The organism is Rhizobium aureum (assembly GCF_030182495.1).
Classification (GTDB): domain Bacteria; phylum Pseudomonadota; class Alphaproteobacteria; order Rhizobiales; family Rhizobiaceae; genus Rhizobium; species Rhizobium tropici_C.
Genome location: NZ_JAQJCI010000002.1, coordinates 180,538 through 207,112, shown reverse-complemented (window position 1 = coordinate 207,112; position 26,575 = coordinate 180,538). Strand labels below are relative to the sequence as shown.

The 26,575-nt window shown below is 59.4% G+C and carries 22 protein-coding genes; 8 read left to right on the top strand and 14 right to left on the bottom strand.

The window, feature by feature from the left end:
- Positions 1-3 precede the first annotated feature (3 nt).
- From PH552_RS06765 to PH552_RS06740, 6 genes are all read right to left on the bottom strand, one after another.
- A complete protein-coding gene (locus PH552_RS06765) occupies positions 4-1,029 on the bottom strand; it encodes a glycosyltransferase family 2 protein (RefSeq protein ID WP_285165758.1) in 1,026 nt (341 codons plus the stop codon).
- The gene (locus tag PH552_RS06760) at positions 1,026-1,964 is read right to left on the bottom strand and encodes a glycosyltransferase family 2 protein (RefSeq protein WP_183761187.1); all 939 of its coding nucleotides are present in this window, start codon (positions 1,962-1,964) and stop codon (positions 1,026-1,028) included. Before PH552_RS06760 ends, PH552_RS06765 begins: the two co-directional genes overlap by 4 nt.
- Positions 1,961-2,959, bottom strand: a complete 999-nt coding sequence (locus PH552_RS06755) for a glycosyltransferase family 2 protein (RefSeq protein ID WP_183761189.1) — start codon at positions 2,957-2,959, stop codon at positions 1,961-1,963. The genes PH552_RS06760 and PH552_RS06755 overlap by 4 nt, the downstream gene beginning before the upstream one ends.
- The gene (locus PH552_RS06750; protein ID WP_169643306.1) at positions 2,956-4,164 is read right to left on the bottom strand and encodes a glycosyltransferase family protein; all 1,209 of its coding nucleotides are present in this window, start codon (positions 4,162-4,164) and stop codon (positions 2,956-2,958) included. The genes PH552_RS06755 and PH552_RS06750 overlap by 4 nt, the downstream gene beginning before the upstream one ends.
- 106 nt (positions 4,165-4,270) lie before the next feature.
- Positions 4,271-5,074: an endo-1,3-1,4-beta-glycanase ExoK gene (gene exoK / locus PH552_RS06745; protein WP_112344576.1), complete on the bottom strand. Its 804-nt coding sequence runs from the start codon at positions 5,072-5,074 to the stop codon at positions 4,271-4,273.
- A 4-nt stretch (positions 5,075-5,078) separates the two neighbouring features.
- Complete coding sequence (locus tag PH552_RS06740; protein ID WP_210278782.1) at positions 5,079-6,164, bottom strand: acyltransferase family protein; 1,086 nt, start codon at positions 6,162-6,164, stop codon at positions 5,079-5,081.
- 710 nt (positions 6,165-6,874) lie between these two features.
- Here PH552_RS06740 and PH552_RS06735 point away from each other — a divergent pair.
- Both PH552_RS06735 and PH552_RS06730 read left to right on the top strand, forming a co-directional pair.
- Entirely contained in the window at positions 6,875-7,834 is a 960-nt protein-coding gene (locus PH552_RS06735) for a glycosyltransferase family 2 protein (protein WP_183761191.1), read from the top strand.
- A gap of 87 nt (positions 7,835-7,921) precedes the next feature.
- Entirely contained in the window at positions 7,922-8,866 is a 945-nt protein-coding gene (locus PH552_RS06730; protein ID WP_169643310.1) for a polysaccharide pyruvyl transferase family protein, read from the top strand.
- A gap of 117 nt (positions 8,867-8,983) precedes the next feature.
- Here the strand turns inward: PH552_RS06730 and PH552_RS06725 are convergent, their stop codons facing one another.
- Together PH552_RS06725 and PH552_RS06720 are read right to left on the bottom strand one after the other, a co-directional pair.
- Entirely contained in the window at positions 8,984-9,994 is a 1,011-nt protein-coding gene (locus PH552_RS06725; RefSeq protein ID WP_183761194.1) for a glycosyltransferase family 2 protein, read from the bottom strand.
- A gap of 114 nt (positions 9,995-10,108) precedes the next feature.
- Positions 10,109-10,330, bottom strand: coding sequence for an exopolysaccharide production repressor protein (locus PH552_RS06720; RefSeq protein WP_483315479.1), 222 nt, complete (start codon positions 10,328-10,330; stop codon positions 10,109-10,111).
- Positions 10,331-11,140: 810 nt separating this feature from the next.
- On the opposite strand from PH552_RS06720, the gene PH552_RS06715 reads away from it, so the two are divergent.
- The 4 genes from PH552_RS06715 to PH552_RS06700 all read left to right on the top strand — a co-directional run bounded on the left by PH552_RS06715 (position 11,141) and on the right by PH552_RS06700 (position 15,486).
- Positions 11,141-11,821 carry a sugar transferase gene (locus tag PH552_RS06715; protein WP_112344571.1) on the top strand — a complete coding sequence of 227 codons (681 nt, stop codon included), beginning with the start codon at positions 11,141-11,143 and terminating at the stop codon, positions 11,819-11,821.
- A gap of 84 nt (positions 11,822-11,905) precedes the next feature.
- Positions 11,906-13,180: a polysaccharide biosynthesis/export family protein gene (locus tag PH552_RS06710; protein WP_112344570.1), complete on the top strand. Its 1,275-nt coding sequence runs from the start codon at positions 11,906-11,908 to the stop codon at positions 13,178-13,180.
- Between the two features lie 9 nt (positions 13,181-13,189).
- Positions 13,190-14,485 (top strand): O-antigen ligase family protein, encoded by a 1,296-nt coding sequence (locus tag PH552_RS06705; RefSeq protein ID WP_145644304.1) that lies wholly within the window; start codon positions 13,190-13,192, stop codon positions 14,483-14,485.
- Positions 14,482-15,486 carry an acyltransferase family protein gene (locus PH552_RS06700; RefSeq protein WP_183761197.1) on the top strand — a complete coding sequence of 335 codons (1,005 nt, stop codon included), beginning with the start codon at positions 14,482-14,484 and terminating at the stop codon, positions 15,484-15,486. The genes PH552_RS06705 and PH552_RS06700 overlap by 4 nt, the downstream gene beginning before the upstream one ends.
- Positions 15,487-15,519: 33 nt before the next feature.
- On the opposite strand, the gene PH552_RS06695 is transcribed toward PH552_RS06700, so the two are convergent.
- The 4 genes from PH552_RS06695 to PH552_RS06680 form a co-directional block, all read right to left on the bottom strand.
- Positions 15,520-16,491, bottom strand: coding sequence for an ABC transporter permease (locus PH552_RS06695; RefSeq protein WP_112344567.1), 972 nt, complete (start codon positions 16,489-16,491; stop codon positions 15,520-15,522).
- A 34-nt stretch (positions 16,492-16,525) separates the two neighbouring features.
- Positions 16,526-18,076 carry a sugar ABC transporter ATP-binding protein gene (locus PH552_RS06690; protein ID WP_112344566.1) on the bottom strand — a complete coding sequence of 517 codons (1,551 nt, stop codon included), beginning with the start codon at positions 18,074-18,076 and terminating at the stop codon, positions 16,526-16,528.
- A 94-nt stretch (positions 18,077-18,170) separates the two neighbouring features.
- Positions 18,171-19,160 (bottom strand): ABC transporter substrate-binding protein, encoded by a 990-nt coding sequence (locus PH552_RS06685; RefSeq protein ID WP_112344565.1) that lies wholly within the window; start codon positions 19,158-19,160, stop codon positions 18,171-18,173.
- A 173-nt stretch (positions 19,161-19,333) separates the two neighbouring features.
- Complete coding sequence (locus PH552_RS06680) at positions 19,334-20,353, bottom strand: aldo/keto reductase (RefSeq protein ID WP_183761200.1); 1,020 nt, start codon at positions 20,351-20,353, stop codon at positions 19,334-19,336.
- Positions 20,354-20,599: 246 nt separating this feature from the next.
- Between PH552_RS06680 and PH552_RS06675 the strand changes: the two genes are divergently transcribed.
- Entirely contained in the window at positions 20,600-21,511 is a 912-nt protein-coding gene (locus PH552_RS06675; RefSeq protein WP_112344563.1) for a GntR family transcriptional regulator, read from the top strand.
- A gap of 21 nt (positions 21,512-21,532) precedes the next feature.
- Here the strand turns inward: PH552_RS06675 and PH552_RS06670 are convergent, their stop codons facing one another.
- Complete coding sequence (locus tag PH552_RS06670; RefSeq protein ID WP_183761203.1) at positions 21,533-23,776, bottom strand: glycoside hydrolase family 2 protein; 2,244 nt, start codon at positions 23,774-23,776, stop codon at positions 21,533-21,535.
- A 196-nt stretch (positions 23,777-23,972) separates the two neighbouring features.
- Positions 23,973-24,875, bottom strand: coding sequence for an AraC family transcriptional regulator (locus PH552_RS06665; protein WP_183761206.1), 903 nt, complete (start codon positions 24,873-24,875; stop codon positions 23,973-23,975).
- A gap of 211 nt (positions 24,876-25,086) precedes the next feature.
- Here PH552_RS06665 and melA point away from each other — a divergent pair, with 211 nt between their 5' ends.
- Entirely contained in the window at positions 25,087-26,553 is a 1,467-nt protein-coding gene (gene melA / locus PH552_RS06660; protein ID WP_183761209.1) for an alpha-glucosidase/alpha-galactosidase, read from the top strand.
- Positions 26,554-26,575 lie beyond the last annotated feature (22 nt).

Below are 26,575 nucleotides of genomic sequence, written 5' to 3'. Positions count from 1 at the left end.
GCTCTATCCTTTGTTAGAGTGAGGGCCTGCGCCCATATTGGGCAGGGGCGAGGTAAGTTGAGAGGTGGGCGTTACCTGGCGGCCGCTCCGCAGAGAGGCTGCCAGCCGACGAAAACGGGCAAAGATCGGCATGCTGAGATGGCGCACCGCGCGCGGATTGAGGCAGGCGATCTTCAGCATGGTCTGCAGCTCGCGTTCCTTGATGCTGTCGACCAGCTTCAGGAATGCGATGACTTCCTTGAGATTGCGCGTGCGCCGCCGCTGCGCGGCAAGAGCCGCCGCACCGAAGGGATGTTCGGCGAAGAACCTGGAATCGGCGGCAAGCATGGCCTCCACATGTTCCTTCTTAAGAACACGGGAGATCGAGCCATCGCGAATATAATAGAGGTAGCCCACCATCGGCTCGACGACACAGGTGCCGCCCCGGGCAAGGGCGGAAGCAAGGAAAATATAATCCTCGCCGATCCGCAGGGTTTCATCGAAGCGCAGGCGATGCTTCTCGATGAAGGCACGATCGAAGACCGGCTTCATATAGCCGAAGTTGTGCTCCGACTGGAAAATCATGTTCGAGGCGATGAACTTGGCCAGCGTCAGTGTCGGCATGCGCACCAGCATCGCCTCTGGGAACATGGGAAGCGTCGTTCCGACGTCCTCGCGAATGACGTCGAGATTGTCGACGGCGATCTGTGCCTCCGCCTTTTCCGCCCGGGCGATCAGGCGCGCCATACGGTCCGGCCGCAAGGCGTCATCGGAATCGAGCACGGCCACCCAGCGGCCACGGGCCGCATCCAGGCCGGCATTGCGAGCAGCGCCCGGCCCGCCATTGCGGGCCATGGCAACGAGACGAACACGTGGATCGGGATGGTTGCCGGCGATCTCCCGCGTTCTGTCCGTCGAGCAATCGTCGACGACGATCACTTCCATGCTGACGGCACCTTGCGCCAGCGCGCTGTCGATGGCGCGCTCCAGCGTTTCCTCGGCATTGTAGGCAGCAATGACGAAGCTGACATCGGGGATGAAATCCGTCATTGCGGCGCCTTCTCCAGACTTCCATATTGTTCGATTTCGCGAACTCCGAAGAGGCCGCTGACGACGCCGGCATGCATGATGCCGCGCAGGCCATAGCGATGGCGCTTGATGGGAGAGGCCGCGAGCAATGCGGCAGCGGCAAAGCAATAGGCGGATTTCGTGCCGGCAAGCGCAATCGCGCGCCAGCGCCCGAAGCCATTCGTGGCTTCCAGCAGCATGCGTCCATGCGTCTGGCCCATGCGATAGCGGCGCTTCGACAGCCAGGAAACCGTGGCGCGCTTGTCGGGGACGGGTTCGTAGACCAACGCATCCTCGGCATAGGCGATCCGGCCGCCCGCCTTGTGCATGTGCATGAAAAACTCGGTGTCTTCACCACCGCTGCGGCCGAGCGCGATATTGAAACGCCGGCCGGCAAGCGAAGGCGCGCCGCGGCGCAGCAACACATTGCAGGTGTAACCGGTGACAATCTCTCCCGCGACCCAGACGGGCAAGGTCGAATGGAAATCGCCGCGCCGCATCCAGGCGGGCGCGACATTCGCATAGACCGCCTGAACGGGGCCGAGAACTGCATCGGCACCAGTCGTGTCGGCCATGATGAGCAATTCCGCCAGCCAATCTTCCGACGCCGTCTCGTCGTCATCGATGAAAGCGATGAAATCGCCGCTTGTATGATCCAGGCAGGCATTTCGGGCGATCGAGATGTTCGATGCCGGGCAATGGACATAGACGATTTCAAAGGGCACGGCCGAACGCATGGCGTCGACACGGCCCCGCGCGCTCGGCGTGACATCATTGTCGGCGACGATGATACGGACAATCGCGCCGGTGGGAATGGCAAGCACGGCAAGCGACAGCAACGTCTGGTCAAGCTCTGCCCGGCGGTAGGTGCAAACAGCGATATCGATCCTGATCGGGCGTCGATGGACTTGTGTCATGACGCGATCCTGCGATTGCGGAAGCTGAAGACTTCCATCCAGAAACCCATCGACCATGCGAAATGCATGACCATGGCCGAGATGGCGGCCAGCGGGCCGTAAGGATTCTTCTGACCGAGAGCGATCCAGAAGCCGTAAGCGATGCAGGCCACGGCCCAGAGGCCGATAGGAATGACCGCAATCCAGTTGAGCACGGCCAGGAAGGCGCCGATGAAGATCGGCACGACTGCCAGCGGCAGCATCTGCCTGAGGCTCGGCATGCTGCGATGCTTGAGGATGTTGCGCGCGCGGCCACGGCCGTAGCCGAGATACTGCTTGAAGAGCGTCGGCACGCTGGCGCGCGGATAATAGGTCATGGCCGTCTTGTCCGTGAGCCAGATCCGAAACCTCGCCTTGTGCAGGCGGTAATCCAGTTCGGCATCTTCGTTGTGGCTGAAGGTCTCGTCATAGCCGCCGACCGACCGGAAGGCCGCGACGCGCATCAGCGCATGGTGCCCATGCTCGGCCCAGTGGCCCTTGGCGCCTTCGCGATGTTTCGAGCCGCCGTTGCCGAGCTTGGAGTTCTGTGCCACGGCCGTTGCCTTCTGGAAGGCGCTGAAGCCCATGGTGCGCATGGCGACGACAACGGAATCCGCGCCTGTGGCGCAGGCTTCCTGAACCAGTGTCTGGCAGTAATCGGCCGGATAATCGCCATGAGCGTCGATACGGATGAAATAGTCATAATCGTCGCCGAAGGTTTCCATGGCGAGATTGATGGCAGCACTCTGCAGCCGCTTGGGATTGTCAAGCAGCAGGATACGCGGATCCCCCGCGGCGATCTCCCTGACGATCTCGCGCGTGCGATCCGTGCTGCCGCCATCAGCCACCACGATCCTGGCATCGAGTTCGTCCAAAGCCTGTCCGAGCTTACCGATCAGCGGCTCGATGTGCTTTTCCTCGTTGAGGCAGGGAATAACGATTATGCAACGCATGTCCCCTGAACTTCCGTTCGTCATTGCAATCCACCTCTATTGCGATGCAGTTGTGGGAGGGCCTTTATTTCGGCGATCTGTTCGTTTGCGCGCGTCAGCGACGCCAGCCGCTGCACCAGACCATGACAATCGGCGCGATCGATCATCCATTGCTTGCGATCCTGCGACGCCACGGCGTCGAAGGCGGCAACGTAACGCTGCCCGTCCATCCCGCCCAAGAGCGCCGCCAGCTGCGCGGCGTCGGCCGCATCGAGCGTAAGCCCGATCTGTCGGCTTGCCAGAAAGCGTGCCGTCTCGGTGCCCTCCATGGCGATGGGAACGGCACCGTAGAGGCCGCCCTCGTAAAGGCGGTTCGGCAGCAGCCAGCTCGAATTCAGGCCCTCTTCGAAGAAGTCGATCGCCCAGGAAAACTGGACATCGTTGTAGATCGCCTGAAGGTCCTCGGGATTCTTATAGGCGCCGGCAAAGTGCATGAACGGCGCTTTGCGCACGAAGCCATCGAAATCGTCGAATTCCGAGTAAGCGGGCCTACCCCGCAGCACGATCTCGAAACGTCCCTCCATCCGGCGGGAAAATTCATCGAGCAAGGTCAACGACTTCCGGCAGCGAAGCGCGCCGAACCAGCCGATCTTCCATGGCTTGCCTGCAGCCGGAGGGCGGATGACCGGCGCAACGGCATTTGCCGCAGGTTCAAGGGCGAGCACCTTGTTTTCGAGCAGCATGACCGGCAGACGCAGGCCGGAGCGCGGCCGGAAGTAGCGCTCGACAAAGGCGGGGGAACTGGTGATGAGCAATGCCGCCTGCGAACCGAAATGGCGCTCGGCGCTGCGAAGCGCACCGCCCACCACATCGTTGCGCAGCAGCAGCCGATGGATATCGAGACATTCATAGACGATCGGCATATCGCCGCCGAACACGGATTTGGCGCGATTGGCGAGCGTCAGCATCTCCAGATTGCGGCCGATAATGACATCCGGTCTTGCAACGGAACGCAATGCGCTACGCAGCTTCGCCGCCGATCTGGCCACCGCGGCGACACGTTGCGCAAACTGGGCATCCTGCGTCTTGCCGAGCTCGATCGGTTCGATGCCATGGATGGCGGCAAGCGCATTGTCGTCGCGCCGGAAGCCCGCCAGCGTCACGAGCGCCCCGCCGGCCTGCAGCATCAGCACCCGCCTGCGCACAGCCGGATCGGCAAGATCGTGAACGAAATAAAGAATATGCAGCATCAAAGTTTCCGCTTTTGCGCCCGGCCGGGACCGAACGCCTGGTGTGGTTGGTGTTGCATCCTGGCATCACGACCGACCGCGCAAGGCACCGCGCGACCGGTCAGGTTCAATCGATCTTGCAGGTGATCGATTCCGGGAAGAGGCATTTCTCGCCCGCTGCGGTGAAGGCAACGCGCTTGATCTGCATGACTGCCGGCTGGCCGGAATAGGCAAATTTGCCCATCCAGTCGCTCAGCGTGTCCGTGCCCCACAGGCTGAAGAAAATCTTCTGGGCATTGGTAGGTATCTTCGAAGGGTCGGTGACTTCCTGAACCAGCTTGCCGTTCACATAGTAACGCAGGCGGTCCTTTTCCCAGACGAAGGCATAATCGTTGAAACCCTGATCGGCACCGCCGGCAACCGGCACCAGCTTCTCGTTGCCGCCCTTGGCCGAGACATACTGGTTGACCTGGACCTGACCGGGGTTCTTGCCGAGCACTTCGAAATCGATCTCATCATGCGGCTTCTTGTCGGTCGGGCCGATATAGGTGAAGAAGGCGGAGTTGAGGCCAGATCCGGCAGCCGTACGATAGCGTGCCTCGTAGGTGCCGTAGCCATAGCGCTTGGTGGTCTGAATCTCGCCGCAGGCGTAGTTTCGCTGACCGGTCTTGGACTGGAGGAACTGCAGCTGCAGCATTCCGTCGGTGACGGTCACCTGCTTGCGCGACCAGGTGCAATTCTGAAACGGCCCATTGTTCCAGCCGTCCGAGATGTACCAGCGGCTGGTGTCCAGTCGCTCGAAATTGTCGACGAAGGATCCCGCCGTCGGCTTATCATCCTGCGCGGATGCCACCTGAGGCACGAAGCAGGCACCCATAAGGGCGATCGAGACAAGACCAAATCTTTGCACGTAGCTCTTCGATGTCGTCATGGCATCACCTTTGCTCGGAGCGCGCCCGCCGATCTTCGGCGGCGCGGATCTGGACAGCTCGGGCTTCGGCCAGTGGGCGCGTCCGGCTGCCGGTCAGCAGGTTATGGAGGCTTGGCAGGGCGGAACGCGCCATGCCATTCGTCAGAGGCAGCAGCAGCACGGCAAGCGCCGCCGCCAAAAGATAGAAGATCGGATAGAGGTCGCTGCCGCCGCGCTTCCAGAGAACCCAGACACAGAAAAGCAGCGGATAATGGGCACAGAAGATCCAGAAGCTGAGGCTGCCCGTTTCAGCCAGCCTCTGCCCCATGCGGCTGCGGATGAAGATCGACGATAGCGCCCAGAACCCTGGAATGCCGACGATCACCATCAGATTGCGGCAAACCTCGAGCCACAAGGGCAAACCGGGTCCTTCCACATAGGCGGCGGTTGCCAGAAGTGCTGCAAGCGCAATGAAGCCGGGACCGATCAGCGCGACATAGCGATCCATCGCCGTCACATCGACACGGTAGAGGCTGAGATAAATTCCGAAGCTGAAGCTGAAGAGGATCGAGTTCCGCAGCACGATTCCGATCGATACCGGCCAGGCCGCGATGAGAAGCAGGAAAGCCAATGTCAGCAACGGCGCACGGCTGATGAGAAAAGCAAGAATTGGCGACAGCAGGATGCAGACGAAAAGATCGCGTAGAAAGTAAAGCGGCAGATTGATCGGCGCGCCGTCAATCGCGAACAGAAGGGTCGATAGTGTATGCGGAGTAGATTCCGACAAATCAGGCAGATATCCATCACCAATTCCGTAGTACTGGAGGATCAGGACGGATACAAAGAACGCACTGTTCCACAGCATAAAAGGCAGGATGACTGTCTTTGTCTTTCGGCGGATAATCTTCCCATAGTCCAGCGATGTCGTGCCTTGGCGAAACAGCAGGTAACCCGAAATCGCGCTCAGGCAGGGCACGCCGACACGGAACAGGCTGTCACGAAGGAACACCCGCAGCCAGTCGAAAAGGCCATATGCGCCGTTGAACGGGCTGGTACGCGTATCGAACGGTATATGGACAAAGATGATGCCCGAGATGAGCACGATACGCATGAGGTTTATCCGCGAAGACACGTTGGCAGTCACATTCACGATGTCTGTCACCCTTTCTTCGTGCTGCATCCCCCCTTGCAGCTATTTCGTTCAGAGCAGAGCAGAGCTCGCAGACGTAACCTAGGGCGATCTTTGGAAAGGGAATATGGCGGCGCAGCAAAAATGGGCGAAAAGTGATATCCCGCACCGCGTTCGAGCAACCCCTTCGGATTGCTCGAAAGCTTAAACAATTGCATTGCGTAGGAGAAAAATCGTGCAAAAAAAAGGAGTTAAGGAAAATGGAGCACTTTTGCATGCCGACTTCACGCAAGGTTTTCAACGTAGGTAGATTTTTACCGAAGGGTGAAGATTTTTTGCAGCGCAGCAGACTTTTCAGTGCGAAGCATGACCAAAATACGACACTATTGCAATCAATATGGGAATATCGATCGACACCGCTCTTCCCATGGATGCAATGCCGTCCAATCCTGAGAACCAATGTGTCACAATAGATCACCGGAGAGGCATTCGGCATCGCATCCAGCAGGGATAAAGTTTGAGAAATCTCCGCTTTCGACATTGCTCCCTACCGAATGGACGCTACCTGTTGGCGTCGCGGCGGCATCCATCGCCGGGCAAGCAGCCAAAAATTAGCGATGGATAACGCCGATGGTTACGTCCCCGGGGATGAGGCCGAAAATTCTTGGATTGAAAACCGTAAAGGCGGGAATATGGCGTCTCTCACGATTATTATTCCGTTCTATCAGAAGCAACCGGGCGTTCTGCAGCGCGCCTTGAGATCGATATCCCGGCAGACTTTTCAGGATTTCGATATTCTCGTCGTCGATGATGCATCACCGCTCCCGGCGGAAAAAGAGCTGCAATCGCTGGGCGCTGAGGAGCGCGCGCGCATTCGCCTCATTCGCCAGACCAATGCCGGACCGGGCGGGGCGCGCAATACCGGTCTCGACAATGTACCGGCGGCCAGCCGTTTTGTTGCATTCCTCGATTCCGACGATGAATGGGCGCCCGAGCACCTGAACAACGCATTCGAGGCGCTGACGCGCCATGACGCCGATTGCTATTGGGATTCCATCGACGGAGGCGAAGAGTTCTACTATCATTTCAGCATCGCCGAACTCGCAAAATCAGCCGATATCGTGCGGCTGTCCGATAAACCGGCCATCATCGAGATCCCCAATGTCGCCAGCGTCATGCTGCAGGACTGGAGCTTCCTGCACATGTCCTGCATGGTGATCGGCAGATCTCTCTTCGAAAAGGTACGCTTCGAACCGACGCTGCGGCTGGCTGCGGAAGATGTCCTTTATTTCTGCGACTGTGCCCTGGCGGCCAGACGTGTGCTGTTATGCGAAAATGCCGGCGCACTGCGTGGCGAAGGCGTGAACATATTTCACAGCATCGACAATGATTCCCCGCAATTCCTGCGTCAGCAGTTCAACACCTGGACGGCGCTCGACACGCTGGAACAGAGATTTTCACGCCGGCCTCAGGATGTCGCCGCCATCCGCCTTTACAAAAACCGCGCCCGGCGCCAGGCACTTTGGAGCCAGGCGCGGCAGCTGCGGCAGCGGCGCCTGCCGCAATTCGGATTGCTGGCAAAATGGGCCTTGCGCGACCCTGCAATTTTACAAAGCGTGATGCAGCTTGCCGTGGGCAAACTCGCGCCCTAGATTTTGCACCGCAGCATATGCTGTGCATGCCGCATCCAAGAGCCATCGGCATGTCCCCGTTATCGTTTGGTCAGCAAGGAGTCCTGCATGAAGCCGTTCCACTGGGAATCCACCCATGGCAATTTCGGTGACGATCTCAATCTCTGGCTCTGGGATTTCCTGCTTCCCGGCCTTCGCGACGTTCATGAAGAAACGCTGCTGGTCGGCGTCGGAACCGTTCTCAACACGGAAATCCTGCCGGCCGACGGACGCAAGCTCGTCATCGGCAGCGGCTTCGGCTACGGTTCCCTTCCCGACATGCGCGATAGCTCGCAATGGGACATCCGCAGCGTCCGCGGCCCCCTGACGGCGGAAAAGATCGGCTTGCCAGCCGAAATGGGCATTGTCGATCCCGCCGTGCTGGTGACGGAAATGCCGGAATTCCAGAACATTTCCAAGAACGGCAGACGCACCTTCATACCGCATTGGGAATCGGCTGCCGCCGGCCTCTGGCCCGAGATCTGCAAAACCGTCGGCCTTTCCTATCTCGATCCCCGCGGCGAGGCGAAGGCGGTGATCCGCGAAATAGCAGCCTCCGAGCTGATCGTTGCGGAATCGATGCACGGCGCCATTCTCGCCGACGCCTTCCGCGTTCCGTGGATCGCGGTCAGCTCGTCGCGTTCCATCAACAGCTTCAAATGGAACGATTGGGCACGCTCACTCGGCGTGACATATGCGCCGAAGCACATCCCCGTTTCCACCCGCGCCGAAGCGATCGCCAAGGGCGCCAAGTTCTGGGGCGTCGGCTTCGAACGCAGCAAGCAAGCTGCCGCCGAACTCGAAAAGCAGCGATACGGGGAAAATGTCATGCTTGCCGATCCCGAGCAGACCACGTTCCGGGTCATGGCGAAGCAGGCGCTTGCCGTGCCCTCGGCCCTGGCTCTCTGGCAGGCCAGCAAGGCAAAGCCGCAGCTGAGCAAAGACGGGGCGCTCGCAGCCTGCAAGGAACGCCTGCTCGCCGCGATCGAAGGTGTGCGGCGCGATTATCTCTGAAGCAATTCCAGGAAAACTGCGCAGCGGTTTTCCGTCCGGAATCGCGAGAAAACAAAGAGAAGGAGCGGTTCGGCGATTCCGTGAAACGCTGGACCGCTTTCAATTTCCAAACAATCCCTATTCCGGAGCGGCCTGCAGCAGATAGCGCAGACCATTCGCTCCGGAATGGGCGATGGATGCGCCGCCGCGCTTGCGGAAACGCTCCGTCTTGTCCGCCAGGATGCCGCCGGCAATCGCCGGAACGGCGAAGGGATGCGACAGTGCATGGGCCGCAGCCGAGAACAGGCCGGACTGCGATTTGATATCGAGGAAATGTCGCAACTCGTAGCGGTCGCGAATATGCCGCTCGTGGCGGCGGATCACGGCTGCATCCGCCGAAGAAAGGCCGCCCTTGGCAAGGATGGCCCGGTCGGCCTCATAGAGCCGCCGCAGATCCTCTGTCCTGTGCCGGCCGCTCAGGGAATCGCTGCGCACGACCGCGCCATAGCCGCAGCTATGGATGATCTTGTAGCGCGCGGCTTTGGCCAGCGCGCGCACATAGAGATCGTAGTCCTCGCCGAGGCGTAGCGTCTCGTCATAGCGCAGGCCGTGCGCATCCAGAAAAGACCGCCGCATCAGGGGCTTGAGGAAACCGATCTCGCCGCGGCGCACACCCCGCTTGGAAATATTGCCCTCGACGAAGGCAACGAGATCGAGAAAGCGCGGCTTCGCATCGAAGTGATCGAGCCTTGCATGGGCGTCCGGAACCGTGTCGGCATTGACGAAGGCGATATTGTCGGCGACGAAATCCCAATCGTCGGCGGCAAGCAACGAGGCGAAACGCCCCGGAAAGAAGAAATCATCGGCATCGAGAATGCCGATTAGCGGGGCCTTGGATATCTCGATCGCGTGATTGCGCGCGGCGGCCGGACCGCGGTTCTTCTCGAACTTTCGGATGGTCAGCCTGCCGCTGTTATCATCGGCGCTGGCGGCGGCGGCGGCGGTTCCGTCCGTCGAACCGTCGTCGATGACGACGACCTCTGCGACTTCCGGCTCCCGAAGAGCCGAGGCAACAGCCAGCCCAATGGTGTCGCTGGCATTTTTTGCGGCGATGATTACGCAGACGCCTTTTTCTGCACTGTCGGTCACGTCAGCCTCCAATGGTTCTGCCGGAGACTTAGGACATGGCTTCGATCCGGCAACCGCCGGGCTGGCAAAAGATGTGCCTGGCCATCCCAACTTAGGGCCGACTCAAGGCCGGAGTTAAGGGTTGAACGGCTCGGAACGCTTGAAATTGGACGTGGAGAGGCCGCCGACCTTCGTATCCTCCGGACCCGGCGTGAGCCCCTTGTCTTCGGCCAGGAAGGCAGGGCGCGACCTGCGCTCTTTCCAGACGAGATAGAGCACGCCCAGAAAATAGCCGGTCTGCAGGAGGACGGCACAGATGATCGTCTCGACGAACGTGGTCCAAAGAGAATTCGTCAAAAAGTATGTTGCGGTAGCAAATACGATCAGCGTGCCCAACATGCTGATAAAAACGCGCGGCGCGTACATAATCTTACCTCGCCCGCTGAGCCATCATGTAAAAAGCAATCAAGGTCTTTCCTCCCTTATCAGACCTGAAAGTCAAATATATTTTATGATTCATTGAGATTCAACCAAGTCACAGTGTTCCGTTGCGAATTGAGACGATCCTAACGCTGCGCCTGTTAAAACTACACCTCGATTATAATTACAATTGAATTTGTTCATCTTTCTCATTGCAATTATATGGATATACGGCACCAATATGCAACTCTGGAGACAGGCGCGACCCGCCAGGCACCTGTAGCTTCCTCGTCAATTCAATCAACTTTTATTACAAAGTCCTGGAAAAGCCGCCCTCAGTATGTGCACCGCAAAATATTGCTGCAGTGCAATATATCCTCTGAAGAAGTGCGCGTAGCGTCAAGATAGCATATAGCTGAGGCTAGAACGACCGAAAGCTTTCGAAACCAATGATAATGAACAACTTACTGTTCACCGCCTATAATATCCTTAGAAACTATCGACTATGAGGCGACAGAGCTATCAACCCCGATATTATACGAGGTTTGATACAGTACAACTCATCCATTCCTGATCACTGATTTAAACCAAGTCACCACTGATGCGGTAAATATATACCGCCATGCCATATCGCTACAAAAGTTTGGCTTAAAAAGTCTAATTCCCAGCCTACACTCCGTTCATCCCGGCTCTAATTACGCGTCCGAGAATTTCCGACCAATCGTCAACATGAATGGAGTTTTCTCTATGAAGTCTGCGACGAGATCGGCCACATCGGCTTTTTTCAGCGCCGCGGAAAGCGACGTCTTTCCGCCAACTGGTGGAGTATTGAAACGCGTCTTCGACGTCTCTGCCGCAATGACTGCCCTGGTTCTCATCAGCCCGCTCTTCCTGATGCTGATGCTGCTGGTGAAACTTACGGATCAGGGTCCCGCCTTTTACGGCCATCGCCGCATCGGCCATAATGGCAAGAGCTTCCGCTGCCTGAAGTTCCGCACCATGGTCGTCAACGGCGACAAGGTTCTTCAGGCCTATCTGCAAGCCAATCCGAAGGCAATGGAAGAATGGCGCGCAACCCGCAAGCTGCAGAACGACCCTCGCGTCACCGTCGTCGGCGCGGTGCTGCGCAAGCTCAGCCTCGACGAACTGCCGCAGCTGATCAACATCATCCGCGGCGAAATGAGCATCGTCGGCCCGCGACCGGTCGTGGAGGACGAGCTCGAGCTCTATGAGACCGCTGCGATCTATTATCTGCAGTCCCGCCCCGGCCTGACGGGCCTTTGGCAGGTCAGCGGCCGCAACGACGTCTCCTATGCCAGCCGTGTCGCCTTCGACACGCATTATGTGAAGAACTGGTCGCTCGGCAGCGACATGAAGATCATCGCCAAAACCATTCCTGCGGTCTGCCTCTCGCGCGGCAGCTATTGATGATGACCGGCAGATACCGCGGGCCACCCCCTGCGGTTTCCCGCGCTCGGCGCGGCTGCCAACCACAAACAGGGAAGATCCTGCATGATTGAATTTCGGCCTTTCAAGAGGCTTGTTCGCGTGAATACATCTCTTCGATGCGCAGCTTTCGTCGCTCTCAGCCTTTGCGCAGCGTCCGTCTCGGCTTCGGCCGACAATCTGCCCGGATATCATCTGGGCGTCATGGACAAGCTGCATGTACGCGTTGCCGAATGGCAGACCGCAGAAGGCGCCGTTCGCGACTGGTCCTCGATTTCCGGCGACTACACAGTCGGCCCTTCGGGCTCGATCTCCGTTCCTTTCATCGGCGACATGCCCGCGCTCGGCAAGACCACGGACCAGATCGCAGAGGCCATCGGCCTCGGGCTGCAGAAGCAGTTCGGCCTGCGTGATCGCCCCTCGGCCTCAGTCGAGCTCTCCCAGTTCCGCCCGATCTATCTCTCAGGCGAGGTGCAGAATCCGGGCGAATATCCTTTCGCGCCCAATCTTACCGTGCTCAAGGCCGTCAGCCTGGGAGGCGGCATGCGTCGCGCCGATGCCGGCCAGCGTTTCGCACGGGATTTCATCAATGCCAAGGGCGACGCCGTCGTCTACATGGCGGAACGCGGCCGTCTTCTGATGCGCAAGGCGCGCCTGCTGGCCGAACTGTCCGGCAAGGATGAAATCGAGGTTCCCCCGGAACTCAAGCAAACGCCGCAAGCAGAAAGTATGCTTGCAAGCGAGCGGGCGCTGATGCAGACCCGCAGCGAGCGCATGAGGAACCAGCTGCAGTCGCTGGAAGATCTGAAAACCCTTCTGCAGAACGAAGTCGAAGCCCTTTCGAAAAAGAACGAGACGCAGAGCCGCCAGCTGGAATTGGCAAAGGCCGACCGCGACAAGGTCGAAAGCCTGGCCGAACGGGGGCTTGAGCTCGCCTCCCGCCGGATCTCCGCGGAACAGCGCGCATCCGATCTGGAGGCCACGCTTCTCGATACGGAAACGGCGTCGCTGAAAGCCAAACAGGACATCAACAAGGCCACCCAGGACGAGAATACGGTGCATAACGACTGGCAGAACTCGCTGGCCAAGGATATGCAGGATACCGATACGCAGCTGGAAACCCTGCAGCTGAAGCTCTCGACCAGCCAGTCGCTGATGCAGGAAGCACTTGCCCAATCCTCGGATGCAAGCAACCTCGATCCCAGCGGCCAGAGTGTGAGCGTCACCTACACGATCATCCGCGACGAAAACGGCCAGTCGAAGGAGATCCAGGCCCAGGAGAATACGCAGGTATTGCCCGGTGATCTCATCAAGGTCAGCACCGGTCTTGCCATCCGATAAGGAAAGTCGATGCGGATAGCCAAATCGATCTTTGTCCGTCCAGGCAGCAACGTCACCTATGGCACGGTGGCGATTGCTCTCTCCTTCTTCGTTTTCGCCTACTCCTCGCGTTTCGGCCAGCCTTCGATCCTGCTCTACTACGCGCTCTGGTTCCCGCTGGTCATGATCGACTATCGCAATGTGCTCGGCAGCTATCAGAAGCAGCTCTGGCTTTTCGCCTTCGGCGTCTTCACCTGCCTGTCGATCTTCTGGTCGGTCGTTCCCTCCGTATCGGCGCGCGCGGCGATCCAATATATGACGCATATCTTCTGCGCCCTGGTCGCGATGCGCACGCTCGATATCCGCACACTGGCACGCGGTGCGATCGCCGGCACCGGCATCGTGCTCATCTATTCGATATTGTTCGGCTATTATGCCTATGATCCGATCGATGGAACCTACAGCTTCGTCGGCGCCTTCGACTCCAAGAACCAGCTCGGCTTCTATGCCTCGATCGGCATCTATTTCGCCTTTACCGCCGTCTTCGTTCTTGGCGAACGGCGAATCTGGATGCTGGGCGCGGGAATTGCCGGCCTGCTATCCGCTTATTGCCTGCTTGCCTCGCAATCGGCGACCTCGGTGCTGACGACCGGGCTGGTGGTGGTCCTATGCGCGAGCCTGCGCGTCATCCTTTACCTGTCGCCCAAGCAGCGCAAAAGGCTGTTTGTGACCGCGGCCGTCTCCGGCGTCGTGCTCGTAGTTGCCGGCGTCTATGGCGGCGCGGTCGACGTTGTGCTCGGCGCCTTCGGCAAGGATTCCACGCTCACCGGGCGTACCTATCTTTGGCAGCAGGGCATCGCCGCCGCGCAGCAGAACCTCTTCTTCGGAGTAGGCTACCAGGCTTACTGGGTTCAGGGCTTCTCCGAGCCCGAGCGACTATGGGATGAGTTTTTCATCGCTTCCCGAGCCGGTTTCCATTTCCATAATACCTATATCGAAACTGCGGTGGAAACCGGGCTCATCGGCGTATTCCTGCTCGCCTCGATCCTGTTGACGGCCTTCATCGGCCATATCAGCCGTTTCCTGAGCGACATAAGAAACGATGAATCCTACATCCTTCTAGGCGTTGCCACCCTTCTGCTGATCCGCTCTTTCGTGGAGATCGATATTCTAAATCCGTACCACGTCGGCTCCTTCCTGTTCTATTTCACGGCAGGAAAACTCTCCATGCGAGCGCGAGCGCGCGTAAACGCATCACTGCCCGCCAGCGATGACCGGATACAATTTGCGACGCCTGTGAACTGGGAGCCGCGGACGGGCCAATGAAGACACTCTACGGCATTCAGTATCTTCGTGCCTTTGCTGCGCTCGCCGTGGTGTTCTTTCACGCTGCCGAGCGCAGTGGCGGCCATTTTCGCATCGGGGCCGCCGGCGTGGACGTCTTCTTCGTTATCAGCGGCTTCATCATGTGGACCATGAGCGAACGCCGTCCCGTCACGCCGCTGCGCTTCGTGTTGGATCGGCTGCAGCGCATCGTGCCGTCCTATTGGATCGTCACGGCCATCATGATCGGTGGAGCAATCGTCGGCCTGTTTCCGAACCTGAAGCTGACGGCAAGCCATATCCTTGGTTCGCTGCTGTTCATTCCGCTCCGCTCGCCAAACGATAGCAACGAGATCTGGCCGGTCCTGGTTCAGGGATGGACCTTGAATTTCGAGATGTTCTTCTACGTCATCTTCGCGGCCTGCCTGTTCCTGCCGCAACGCCTGCGTCTCGGCAGCCTGATCGGCGTCTTTGTCGCCTTCGTCATCGCCGGCGCGATCATCCATCCACAATCGCCGTTGCTTGTTACCTATACGAGGCCGATCATTCTCGAATTCGTGGCGGGTGCGGTTCTGGGCCAGCTCTGGCTGAAGGGAAACATCCCGGGATTTGGCCTCGGCCTTGCGCTTATGGTCGCGGCAATTGGCGGTTTTGCTGCCATTGAAATTCTCGGCCTGGAATTCAACGAGATAACATGCGGCCCGCTCGCCATAGCGCTGGTACTGGGCATGGTCTCGGTCGAGCGCAGCGGCAGGCTGCCGCAGATTGTGCCGCTCACCTACCTCGGCAACGGCTCCTACTCCATCTATCTGTGGCATACGCTGGCAATCTCGGTCGTGGTAAAGTTCGGGACATCGACACAGATCCCTTCCGATGTGGTCGCCTTCCTCGGCGCTATTGCAGGCACCGTGCTCGGAATATTTGCCTATGAGCTGGTCGAAAAGCCGCTGCGCAACCTATTGCGAAACTTCAGCTGGCGAAGGACTCGTCCCTCGCCAGCCTGATAGCGGACCGGCCTCTGGATCGGCGGCACCGGATTAAAGCCGCCGGCGACGCAGCTGATCGAAATAGACAATGACGATGATCAGTACGCCGGTGATGATGCGTTGCCAGAAGGAATTCAGGTTCAAGAGATTGGCACCGTTGTTGATCGTCGCCAGGATGAATGCGCCGATCAGCGGGCCGTAGACCGAGCCGACCGCGCCGAACAGGCTCGTTCCGCCGATCACCGACGAGGCGATCGCCTGCAGCTCCCAGCCATCGGCCTGGGTGGCATTGCCGATCGCGATGCGCGAGGCAAGCAGAATACCGACGAAGGCGGCGCAGGTTCCCGAGAGGATGTAGGCGAGATAGATCATCCAGTTGACGTTGACGCCGGAAAGCCGGGCTGCTTCGCGGTTTGAGCCGACGGCGAAGAGATAACGGCCCCACCGGCTCAGATGCAGGAAAATGACGGCTGGAATTGCCACCAGTATCACCATCCAGAACAGGCTTGGAATCCCCAGGAAATCCGAAACGGCGAAATTGGTGAAATCATCATTGACGATATTGATCGTCGAGCCGTTGGTAATCAGCAGGCCGATGCCTCGTAGCGACGTCAGTGTCGCCAGCGTGATGATGAAGGGCGGCAAGCCCATGCGCACGATGCCGAAGCCGTGGAACGCCCCGATCAGAACCCCGAACAGCAGGGTGATGAGAATGGCGGCCCATACTGGAAATCCAGCCTGAAGCAGCCAGGCGATGATGACCGTGCAAAAGCCGACGATCGCGCCGACGGAGAGGTCGATACCCGCCGTGATGATGACGAAGGTCTGGCCGAGCGCAAGAATGGCGGTCATCGACCCCTGACGCATCAGATTGGTGATGTTGAGCGGCGTCCAGAACTTGTCGGTCCAGAAGCCCAGGAGGATCCAGAGCGCCAGCAGCAGCAGGATCAGCGTCAAGCTGAAGAGGATGTTCATCTTGCGCCGCGGCGCAACCGCTGGGCCTTCTGTCGTATTCGCGGCCATTTTCTTGTTCTCCCTCTTTCGACTTGTTTGTTGTTCAGACGCCGATCGCTTCGCCGAGGACTTCCTCATGCGTTGCCGCATGGAAATCATGGCTGGCGACCAGCTGGCCTTGGCGGAAAACGTGCAGGCGATCGGCGAGCTCGTAGACCTCGGGCAGATAGGATGAGATGACGATGATGCCGGCGCCGTCGCGAAGCAGCTTGGCGAATAGCCGATAGATTTCAGCCTTTGTCCCGACATCGACGCCGACCGTCGGCTCATCGAAAATAAAGAGCTTGGCACCATGGCTCAACCATTTGCCGATGACCACCTTCTGCTGGTTGCCGCCGGACATGGCGGAGACCAGAACCCGCCGGCTCGGCGTCTTGATGCTGAGATCACGGATCTGCTTGTCGGCGTTGGTGGATTCGCCTTTCCTGTCGATGATCGGGCCGCGGCTTAACCGCTTGAATACGGGCAGATTGATGTTGAGTCCAATCGGCAGGTTGAGGCAAAGCCCCTGATCGCGCCGGCTTTCAGGCGCCAGCGCTATGCCGAGTTCCATCGCGTCACGTTCGTTGCGGATTTCGACCTTGCGGCCCTGCCAATAAATTTCCCCGGCAGAGAGCGGCTGACGCCCGTAAAGACCGAGAGCGAATTCGCTGCGGCCGGCGCCGATCAGTCCGTAAAGGCCGACGATCTCGCCGGCACGAACGCTCAGCGAAACATTCTCGAAGCCGGGCCCGGAAAGACCGCGCGTCTCGAGGATGGTATCGCCGATCGGAACCTCTTCCTTGTGATAGATCTGTTCGATGGAACGATTGATCATCAGCTTGATCAACTCGTCCTCGTTGGTTTCGGCGATCGTGCGGGTGCCGACATGCGTGCCGTCGCGCAGTACAGAAACCCGGTCGGCGAGTTCGAACACCTCTTCCATGCGATGGCTGATATAGACGATCGTCACACCCTCGCCCTGCAGGCGGCGGATCAGCTTGAACAGCTGCGCCGATTCCTGGCGGGTGAGATAGGCGGTCGGCTCGTCGAAAATCAGGAACTGCGTGCCGCGCATCGCGGCTCTCGCAGTCGCGACCAGCTGCTGCTGACCGATCGTGAGCGATCCCAACAGTTCGCCGGCCGGCAGCCCGAAGCCGAGATCGTCGAGCACGGTCTGCGCCATGGCCACCATCTGCTTCTTGCGCATCAGGCCGAAACGATTGACCTCGTCGCCAAGGAAAAGATTGGCGGCCACCGTGAGGTGCGGGCAGAGCACCACTTCCTGATGCACGGCATTGATGCCGCGGGCGATCGCCTCATTGGGCGTTGCGAGCGCAACCGGATGGCCGCACCAGAAGATTTCGCCCGCCGTCCTGGTGATGACGCCGGTCAAGAGCTTGATGAGTGTCGATTTGCCGGCACCGTTCTCGCCGACGATCGCGTGAATCTCGCCGGCCAGAAACGTGACGGTCGCAGGTTTCAGCGCCTCGACGAAGCCATAGCGCTTCTGCAGGCCCTTGAGCTCAAGAATGGGCGAGCCCGCCGGAATGCGGTTTGCTTCCGTTTTGACAGTGTCATCGTGCCGATGGCTGATTTCTTCAAGGCTCGTCATGACGTCTCCTCCCTCTCACATCTCCGCACGGCCGCCTCGGGGGACGCGGCCAGGCGAAAGGCCGCGCCCGATGCTTCGGGCGCGGCCTCAAGTCTTACTTGACCTTCGGGTTCAAGAGCGCATCGATTTTCGGATCGCTCATATTCGCCTTGGTGACGAGGTTGGCGCCGGTATCGACGTTGGCCGGAACTTTTTCCTTCTTCGAAGCGGCGAGCGCCGTCTTGATGCCGTCATAACCCATGCGATAGGGATCCTGCACCACGAGACCGGCAAGAACGCCCGATTTCAGGAAACCGACGGTCTTGTCGTCATTGTCGAAGCCGATCACCTTGATCTTGTCGCCGAGCTTGTTTTCGGCGATGGCCTGGCCGACGCCCTGAGCCATGATCAGGTTGGAGGCGAAGACGCCGACGAGCTTCGGGTTGGCCGTGATCAGGTCGGTCATGATGTTGAGGCCGGTTGTTGCCTGACCATCGGCATACTTGTCAGCAACGACCTTGAGGCCCGGATATTTGCTCTTGACCTCCTCCAGGAACCCCTGGCGGCGCTGATCGAGGGAACCGACGCCCGGCAGGCTGGTGATGATGGCGATCTCACCCTCTTCCTTGCCGGTCATGCCCTTGATTGCGGCGGCAAGACCATCGGCGGCGATGCGGCCGCCCTGGACGTTGTCGGTGGTCAGGAACGAGACGAAGGATTTGGAATCGGCGCCGGAGTCGATGCCGACGACCGGCACGGACTTGGCGGCTTCATCCACGGGCTTGCCGAGCGCCTTGAACTCGGTCGGCGAGATGACCACCGCAGCCGGCTTGCCGGCAACGGCGTTTTCTAGAATGCTGATCTGGCCGTTAATGTCGGATTCCGATTGAGCGCCGAGCTCCGGCACCTTCACACCGAGATCCTTGCCTGCCTGGCGAGCGCCGGCAAGAACGATCTGCCAGTAGAAGGATGTGGTATCCTTGACGATGATCGGGATGGTCACGTCGGCCGCGAAGGACTGCATGGGCATCGCCATGGCGATGACGGCAGCACCGGCGAGGCCGGCAAAGCTGCGGCGGGACAAAAGTGACTTGGCAATTTTCATCTGCTTCTCCTCTCAACGCGCTCTCTCTCCTGCACACCTGCCGCTGAACGCTTACGGCTGGTATCGCGACGCCTTGCGGCGTCACGCATCGCGCGGCGGAAAAGCCACCGACGCCAAAACAGGCTTTCCTCCTCTACGAAGCCATCTCTCCGACGGCTCGAAGCTCCAATCTGCTAGACCCGGACCGCCTCGTCTCCCAACGGCGGCGCCACGAGGGTCAACCCTTCGAACTCCGCATAGAAACTGTCGGGGAGCCGGGGCTCCACCAGCTGCATATTGCGGACAAGACTTTCCGGCTTCGCCGTGCCGATCAACACCGAGGCCACGCAGGGACTGCGCAGCGGGAACTGAAGCGCAGGCTGGGCAAGCGGTACACTATGCTTGCGGGCGATCTCTTCCATAGCCCCAACCTTGGCCAGGATATCCGGCGTTGCCGGCAGATAATCGAAATGCGCGCCGGGCACGGGACCAGTCGCCAGAATGCCGGAGTTGAAGACACCGCCGACGACCAGCGATGTTCCTTTCTTCTCGCAAAGCGGCACCAGCTCGGCAACCGCCGAGCGGTCCAGCAGCGTATAGCGACCGGCGAGCAGAATGCAGTCGATATCGGCCGCATGCATGACGTCCAGGCAGACCGGCACCTCATTGACCCCAAGGCCATAGGCCTTGATCGTGCCGGATGATTTCAGCTCCTCCAGAGCCTTTAACCCGGATCCCAGAAGCTGCCCCAGGTAACGTTCGTTGAGTGCCTTGCCGTGGGTATAGCCGCCGATATCGTGGACATAGAGAATATCGATGCGATTGAGACCGAGGCGTGCATAGCTGAATTCAACCGAGCGCATGATGCCGTCATAGGAATAATCGTAGTCGGCATCGAAAGGCAGGGGATCGACATAGCCGTAATTCGGCACCTTGTCGCTCGGCACCGGCCGCATGAGGCGACCGACTTTGGTCGACAGCACGTAACTGTCTTCCGGCTGATCGCGCAGGAAATCGCCGACATGGCGCTCGCCAAGGCCGAAGCCATACCAGGGTGCCACGTCGAAATAGCGGATGCCGCTATCCCAGGCCGCCTGCAAGGTCTTCATCGCCTGATCGCGAGGGCAGGCACGATAGAGGCCGCCCAGCGCCGCAGCGCCGAAGCTGATCTCCGTGACCTCAAGGCCCGTCCTGCCGATTGTTCTTCTCTGCATCACCTCTCCCTTGTGATGACGATCATTTCAATTTCGGTGGCGTTAACGGACGCTCTCGGCGTCCATCGCCATTGATTTTGTTTTTTATCTACAATAAACATTTTGGTGTCAACGAGGAAATCATAGGGACCGTCACGGGAGACGACGGAAACAGCGGTTTCGACATAACTCCTGCAATTGACTGCCATCGGAACATGGTTCAGACAGCGCCGCCAGCAAAGAGCGGCGACGATACGCGAGGGGGAAATGGCAAGGCAAAACACGCTCTTCAAGGAAGCCTACAATCGCTATGCAGCCCGCCTGAAGCTCGATACCGAACTGCCGAGCGAGCCTGAAATCGCAGCCGAGCTCGGCGTCAGCCGCAGCACGGCGCGGGCGATCCTGATGCGTCTCAGCGACGCCGGCATCATTCTCTGGAACAAGCGGCAGAAGGTTGTACTGCGCCAGCCGACCGAGGCCGATTTCTTTCCCAAGGAGGAAACCGATTCACTGCACGATATCATCGAGCGCAGCTTCATGGTGCGCATCATGTCCGATGAAGCCCAGCCCGGCATGCAGATCAACGAGCTGGAACTGGCGCGCGAAATCGGCACTGGCACGTCGGTCGTTCGTGAATTTCTCATCCGATTCAGCCGCTTCGGCCTGATCGAGAAACGGCCGAACAGCCACTGGATTCTCAAGGGCTTCACCAGCGAATTCGCGCTCGAACTTGCTGACGTGCGGGAAATGTTCGAGCTGCATTCCGCAGCCGAGTTCGGCCGCTTGCCTGCCAATCATCACGCCTGGGAGGATCTCAAGGCGATCGAGCAGGAACACCACGAGCTGCTCAAAGATTTCGACGCGCATTACCGCGATTTCTCGCGCCTCGACGAAAAATTTCACCTTCTCATCCATCGCGCCTCGAAGAATCGCTTCATCACCGAGTTCTACGACGTCATCGCCATCATTTTTCACTATCACTATCAGTGGAACAAGGCTTTCGCACGCGAGCGCAATGCCCGCGCCATAGTGGAGCATCTCGACTATATCGAAGCGCTGCAATCGCGCGACCAGCAGAGGATCGACGCTGCCTGCCGTCAGCATCTTGCTTCGGCACGACAGACGCTGCTGCAGTCGATCCCGCAGGTTCCGGGAGAAATTGCCGGCTCCGCCGCGTGACGACGGGAGCCGGCCGTTCGCTTATTTCGCCGTGAAGCTCAGGCTTTGGCTGGCAAAGCGCGGAGACGAGACTTCCAGCCTGATCGCACCGGCTTCTCCGATTGCCTGCAGCCAGAAACCTGTGGTCCCGCCCTGGAATGCCACCGTTTCCGGCCCGATAACCTTCGCCGGACCTTCGACCTTGATCGTGACGGCCTCATTGAGGAAAGGCAGACGCGAGCCGGCCTGATCGAGCGCACGCACGATGACGCGCACCGCATCGCGCTCGCCTGCGCGCAAGGTATCGGCATCGGCTTCGACCTGAAGCGACGCCGGCAGCGGATTGGCGACCATATGCTGCTCGACAACCTTTCTGCCGCCGATATAGCCGGTGAAATGCACGTCTTCCCATTCCATCCCCCATACGCCGAGCTCGTCCGGAGTGAAGGCACGGTGATCGAAGACGACGGGAGGATGCGGCAGGTGCGGGAAAGTCTCCCGGTCCGGGCCGAGACGCTTGGTCAGCGAGCCGTAACGCAGCTCGACCTCATCGCAATTGGTCAGAACGATCAGCGGCAGCGCGCCGCCGATATTGCGCTCGCCGCGCGCCCAGATCGTCACCGGCTTCATGACGATCTCTTCGGCGGGCTCGCACTGGCTGGCATAGACATAAGCGGCGAATTTCGGCTCGCGGAACATGTCCATCACGCCGTGATAGCAGATGCGATCGCCCGAGCCGAAATCGCTATGGGTATTGTAGTCGAACATGCACCAGCCAATGGCGCCTGATATCGAGGGGTCGCCATAGGCGGCGTTCAGCACTTCCAGATGCCGGCGGACATGCTCGGCCTGGCGCTGCTCCTGATCGTAGATCTTCGTCGGATACATATGGCCGCCGAATTCGGTGATCAGATAGGGCACATCCTTGGAAAGGCCGGTATTTTCCTGCTGCGGCCTCAGCGGCGTGCGCGGCCGGTTGGCACCCGGCAGCTCCTCGTTGCCGAGGATGAAATCATTCATGGTGTAGACGTCCTCGAGCATCTCGCTCTCGGTGATGTAACGCACGCCGCCGGTCTGACGTGTCGGATCGAGCTCGCGCGCCAGGCGGTTCGTCTCGGCATAGAAATCGTGAGAATCCTGGGATTCGTTGATGCGTACGCCCCAGATGACGATCGATGGGTGATTCCAGTCGCGTTCGATCATTCGGCGCACGTTGCGGATCGATTCCTGCTGCCATTCCTTATCGCCGATATGCTGCCAACCGGGGATTTCCTCGAAGACCAGCAGGCCGATGCGGTCGCAATGATCGAGGAACCACTTCGATTGCGGATAGTGCGAGGTGCGCACGATGTTGCATTTCAGGGTGCGCTTCATGATTTCAGCGTCGCGCTCCTGGGCAGAGCGGCCCATCGCATAGCCGACATAGGGAAAGGCCTGATGGCGGTTGAGCCCGCGCAGCTTCAGCTTCTTGCCGTTCAGCAGGAAGCCTTCCGCTGTGAAGCCTGCCGTGCGGAAGCCAAAGGTCGCGGCATGACGGTCCGCGCCGTGATCGCTCGCAAGCTCCACTTCGGCCGAATAAAGAACCGGATCGTCGAGTTCCCAAAGCGAAAGGCCGGAAAGGCCGGCAAAGCTGAGCTTCACGCTTTCACCGGATGTGTCAGCCTCACCGGAAGCGATGGTTGCTCCGTCCACGGAGCGTAGAGTAACGGTCACCGTCCCCTTAAAAGCGAGATTTTGCGGGTTGGAGATGTCGCAGCGCACCGTCGCGGATTTGCGGTCGGAAAGGACATCGGCGGTTTCGACCTTGATGTTGGCAACCGAGACCGGATCGGTCAGCTTCAACCAGACATCACGATAGATGCCGGCATAGGTCAGGTAATCGATCCGGCCACCGAAAGGCGGTATCTCCGGGTTCTCGCTGCCATCGATCTTGACCGTGATGAGGTTTTCGCCCTGACGCAGCCGGCCGGTCAGGCGCGCCTCGAACGGCGTATAGCCATCTTTATGAGCAACAACCTCCTCGCCGTTCAGATAAACAACGGCGTCGGCCATGGCCGCATCAAAGATCAGCGATATCTCCCGCCCGGCGAATGTGTCGTCCCACTCCATTATTTTCTGATAGGTGAAGGCGCGCTGATAGGATTTCTCGTCGAAATAGTTGAAAGGCAGTTCGACGGCCGTATGCGGCAGAGTGACCTGCTGTCCGTCCTGCGGGCGGCCGACATCCCTGGGCGAGAATCCTTCGCGAAACGTCCAGGATTCGTTGAAGGCGACAACAGAACGCATATTCAATCCTATCGATTAAGCCCGTCGCGGCGGGGACGAACAGATGTTGCTGGGAAGTCAGGCGCGCGGCGAGGCAGGCGGGACGCCGCGGGGCAATATCTATACAGGCTCGCCGCCGTTGCGCAATGCGACCGGTTGGCGGATTTCCATTTTCAAGACAAGCAAGCGATGGCAAGGATGCCGACCTATCACGGATCTATCGGCTCCGTGCATTCTTCGTCTCCTCGACCGGACTGCGCACCGCGGCATACATGCCCGTCGTGCGAAACTCCGTCGGATTGATGCCGTAGATGCGGCGAAACACCTTGGAGAAATAATTGGCATCGTCGAAGCCCGACATGATCGCGACTTCCTTGACGGGGATGAAGGCGGCCTTCGTCAGCAGCTTCGCCGCGCGCTGCATGCGCTGCTGCAAAACGAATTCCGCCGGCGGCACGCCTTCGCTCTCGGCGAAGACGCGCGAAAAATGCGCGCGGCTGAGACCGCCCACCTTCGCCAGTTCTTCGACTGGCAGCGGCTTGTCGAGATTGGCATTGATATGATCGATGACGATCTGCATGACAGAGCGGTCGGCGGCAAAGGCATGCGAGCCGAAGACGTCGTCATAGAGCGCCATGGCCGCCTCATAGGCGATGGCCGAAGCCGAAGCCGGCGTCGTAGCGCCCTTTACGAGCCGAAGGCTGCAATCGGCAAGATGATCGATCGTCGCCTGCTGTAGCTTCAACACCGGACCGGCTGCGGCGAGAATCAGGCGATGGATGCGCAACGCTTCCTCGCCGTTCATGGAAATCCAGAAATATTCCCAACGCTCCCCCTTCTCCAGCCAATAGCGGTGATTATGCGGCACGAGAACGAGCAGTGTGTCGCCGGCATTGACACGATAATTGCGGCTTTCATAACGCAGGCGCCCGGTGCCGCTGATCGTGTGCTGCAGCACGGTGAACGGTGTCAGACCGCGCCGCCGTCCATCCCAATCATAGGGTTCATCATAGCGCACTTCATATCCCGCACTGGTTGGCATGGCGTGCAATCGGTGGCGTCCACGCGGCAGTGAAACCGTCCGCATGACCTGTCCGTTGTCGATCAATTCCTGCAGCACAAAATTACCCTCAAAAGCATAATAGTTCTCTGTTCGCCTCGGCGATTATAGGCATAATCCCGCCAGAAAACAGCGCATGCTCGCCGGCGAGGAACGGCGATCGGAGGAAAAATCTCGATTTCGGCCCGTTCCGCAACCGATGCGACAATGGACAAAAACGCTGTCGATTTCCCCTGCCGCTGCTTGTTCGATCGACTTGAAGGTGAGGATCATGAGTTTCAAAATCGCTATTATCGGCGCCGGCAGCGTCGGCTTCACGAAAAAGCTGTTCACCGACATTCTCTGCGTGCCGGAATTCCGCGATGTCGAGTTCGCGCTGACGGATCTGAGTGAGCACAATCTGACGATGATCAAGGCGATCCTCGACCGGATCGTTGAATCCAACAGGCTGCCGACGCGCGTCACCGCCACCACGGATCGCCGCAAGGCGCTGGAAGGCGCACGCTATGTCATCAGCTGCGTGCGGGTCGGCGGCTTGGAGGCTTACGCCGAAGATATCCGTATTCCGCTGAAATACGGTATCGATCAGTGCGTCGGCGACACGATCTGCGCCGGCGGCATTCTTTACGGCCAGCGCAACATCCCGGTCATCCTTGATTTCTGCAAGGATATCCGCGAGGTCGCCGAGAGCGGCGCCAAATTCCTGAACTATGCCAACCCGATGGCGATGAACACCTGGGCGGCGATCGAATACGGCAAGGTCGATACGATCGGCCTTTGCCACGGCGTCCAGCATGGCGCCGAACAGATCGCCGAGGTGCTCGGCGCCAAGGACAAGCGCGAGCTCGACTATATCTGCTCGGGCATCAACCACCAGACCTGGTTCGTCGACCTGCGCCTCAACGGCCGCAAGATCGGCAAGGACGAGCTGATCGCCGCCTTCGAGGCGCATCCGGTCTATTCACAGCAGGAAAAGCTGCGTATCGATGTGCTGAAGCGTTTCGGCGTCTATTCGACGGAGAGCAACGGACACCTGTCGGAATACCTGCCCTGGTATCGCAAGCGCCCCGACGAGATCAACAAATGGATCGACATGTCGGACTGGATCCATGGCGAGACCGGCGGCTATCTGCGTCACTCCACCGAAACGCGCAACTGGTTCGAGACGGAATTCCAGCAGATCCTCGACAGCGCCTCGCAGCCGATCGACCCGACACGGCGCTCCAACGAGCATGCCAGCCATATTCTCGAAGCGCTGGAAACCAACCGCGTCTATCGCGGCCATTTCAACGTCAAGAACAACGGCGTCATCACCAACCTGCCCGCCGATGCCATCATCGAGTCACCCGGCTTCGTCGATCGCTTCGGCATCAACATGGTGGCGGGCATAACACTGCCCGAGGCGTGCGCTGCCACCTGCATTTCTTCGATCAACGTTCAGCGCATGTCGGTCCATGCCGCCATCAGCGGCGACATCGATCTCTTGAAACTCGCCGTATTGCACGACCCGCTGGTGGGCGCCGTCGCCACACCGGAGGAGGTTTGGCAGATGGTCGACGAAATGGTCGTCGCGGAAGCGCGCTGGCTGCCGCAATATGCGCATGCCGTGGACGACGCGAAGGAGCGCCTGTCGCGTGGCAAGGTCAAGACACGCGACTGGAAGGGCGCGGCGAGCCGCAACGTTCGCTCGATCGAGGAGTTGCGCGCAGAGAAAGCAGCCTTGAAACAGGCTGGCTGACGAACAGGCAGGCCGGAAGGTG

Coding starts and splice junctions, on each gene's coding strand:
- PH552_RS06685 (WP_112344565.1), bottom strand. CDS start 19,160: ATGAAAATTGCCAAGTCACTTTTGTCCCGCCGCAGCTTTGCCGGCCTC.
- PH552_RS06710 (WP_112344570.1), top strand. CDS start 11,906: ATGATTGAATTTCGGCCTTTCAAGAGGCTTGTTCGCGTGAATACATCT.
- PH552_RS06730 (WP_169643310.1), top strand. CDS start 7,922: ATGAAGCCGTTCCACTGGGAATCCACCCATGGCAATTTCGGTGACGAT.
- PH552_RS06680 (WP_183761200.1), bottom strand. CDS start 20,353: ATGCAGAGAAGAACAATCGGCAGGACGGGCCTTGAGGTCACGGAGATC.
- PH552_RS06740 (WP_210278782.1), bottom strand. CDS start 6,164: ATGCGTATCGTGCTCATCTCGGGCATCATCTTTGTCCATATACCGTTC.
- exoK (WP_112344576.1), bottom strand. CDS start 5,074: ATGACGACATCGAAGAGCTACGTGCAAAGATTTGGTCTTGTCTCGATC.
- PH552_RS06760 (WP_183761187.1), bottom strand. CDS start 1,964: ATGACACAAGTCCATCGACGCCCGATCAGGATCGATATCGCTGTTTGC.
- PH552_RS06690 (WP_112344566.1), bottom strand. CDS start 18,076: ATGACGAGCCTTGAAGAAATCAGCCATCGGCACGATGACACTGTCAAA.
- PH552_RS06700 (WP_183761197.1), top strand. CDS start 14,482: ATGAAGACACTCTACGGCATTCAGTATCTTCGTGCCTTTGCTGCGCTC.
- PH552_RS06670 (WP_183761203.1), bottom strand. CDS start 23,776: ATGCGTTCTGTTGTCGCCTTCAACGAATCCTGGACGTTTCGCGAAGGA.
- PH552_RS06715 (WP_112344571.1), top strand. CDS start 11,141: ATGAAGTCTGCGACGAGATCGGCCACATCGGCTTTTTTCAGCGCCGCG.
- PH552_RS06705 (WP_145644304.1), top strand. CDS start 13,190: ATGCGGATAGCCAAATCGATCTTTGTCCGTCCAGGCAGCAACGTCACC.
- PH552_RS06765 (WP_285165758.1), bottom strand. CDS start 1,029: ATGACGGATTTCATCCCCGATGTCAGCTTCGTCATTGCTGCCTACAAT.
- PH552_RS06735 (WP_183761191.1), top strand. CDS start 6,875: ATGGCGTCTCTCACGATTATTATTCCGTTCTATCAGAAGCAACCGGGC.
- PH552_RS06675 (WP_112344563.1), top strand. CDS start 20,600: ATGGCAAGGCAAAACACGCTCTTCAAGGAAGCCTACAATCGCTATGCA.
- PH552_RS06695 (WP_112344567.1), bottom strand. CDS start 16,491: ATGGCCGCGAATACGACAGAAGGCCCAGCGGTTGCGCCGCGGCGCAAG.
- melA (WP_183761209.1), top strand. CDS start 25,087: ATGAGTTTCAAAATCGCTATTATCGGCGCCGGCAGCGTCGGCTTCACG.
- PH552_RS06750 (WP_169643306.1), bottom strand. CDS start 4,164: ATGCTGCATATTCTTTATTTCGTTCACGATCTTGCCGATCCGGCTGTG.
- PH552_RS06755 (WP_183761189.1), bottom strand. CDS start 2,959: ATGACGAACGGAAGTTCAGGGGACATGCGTTGCATAATCGTTATTCCC.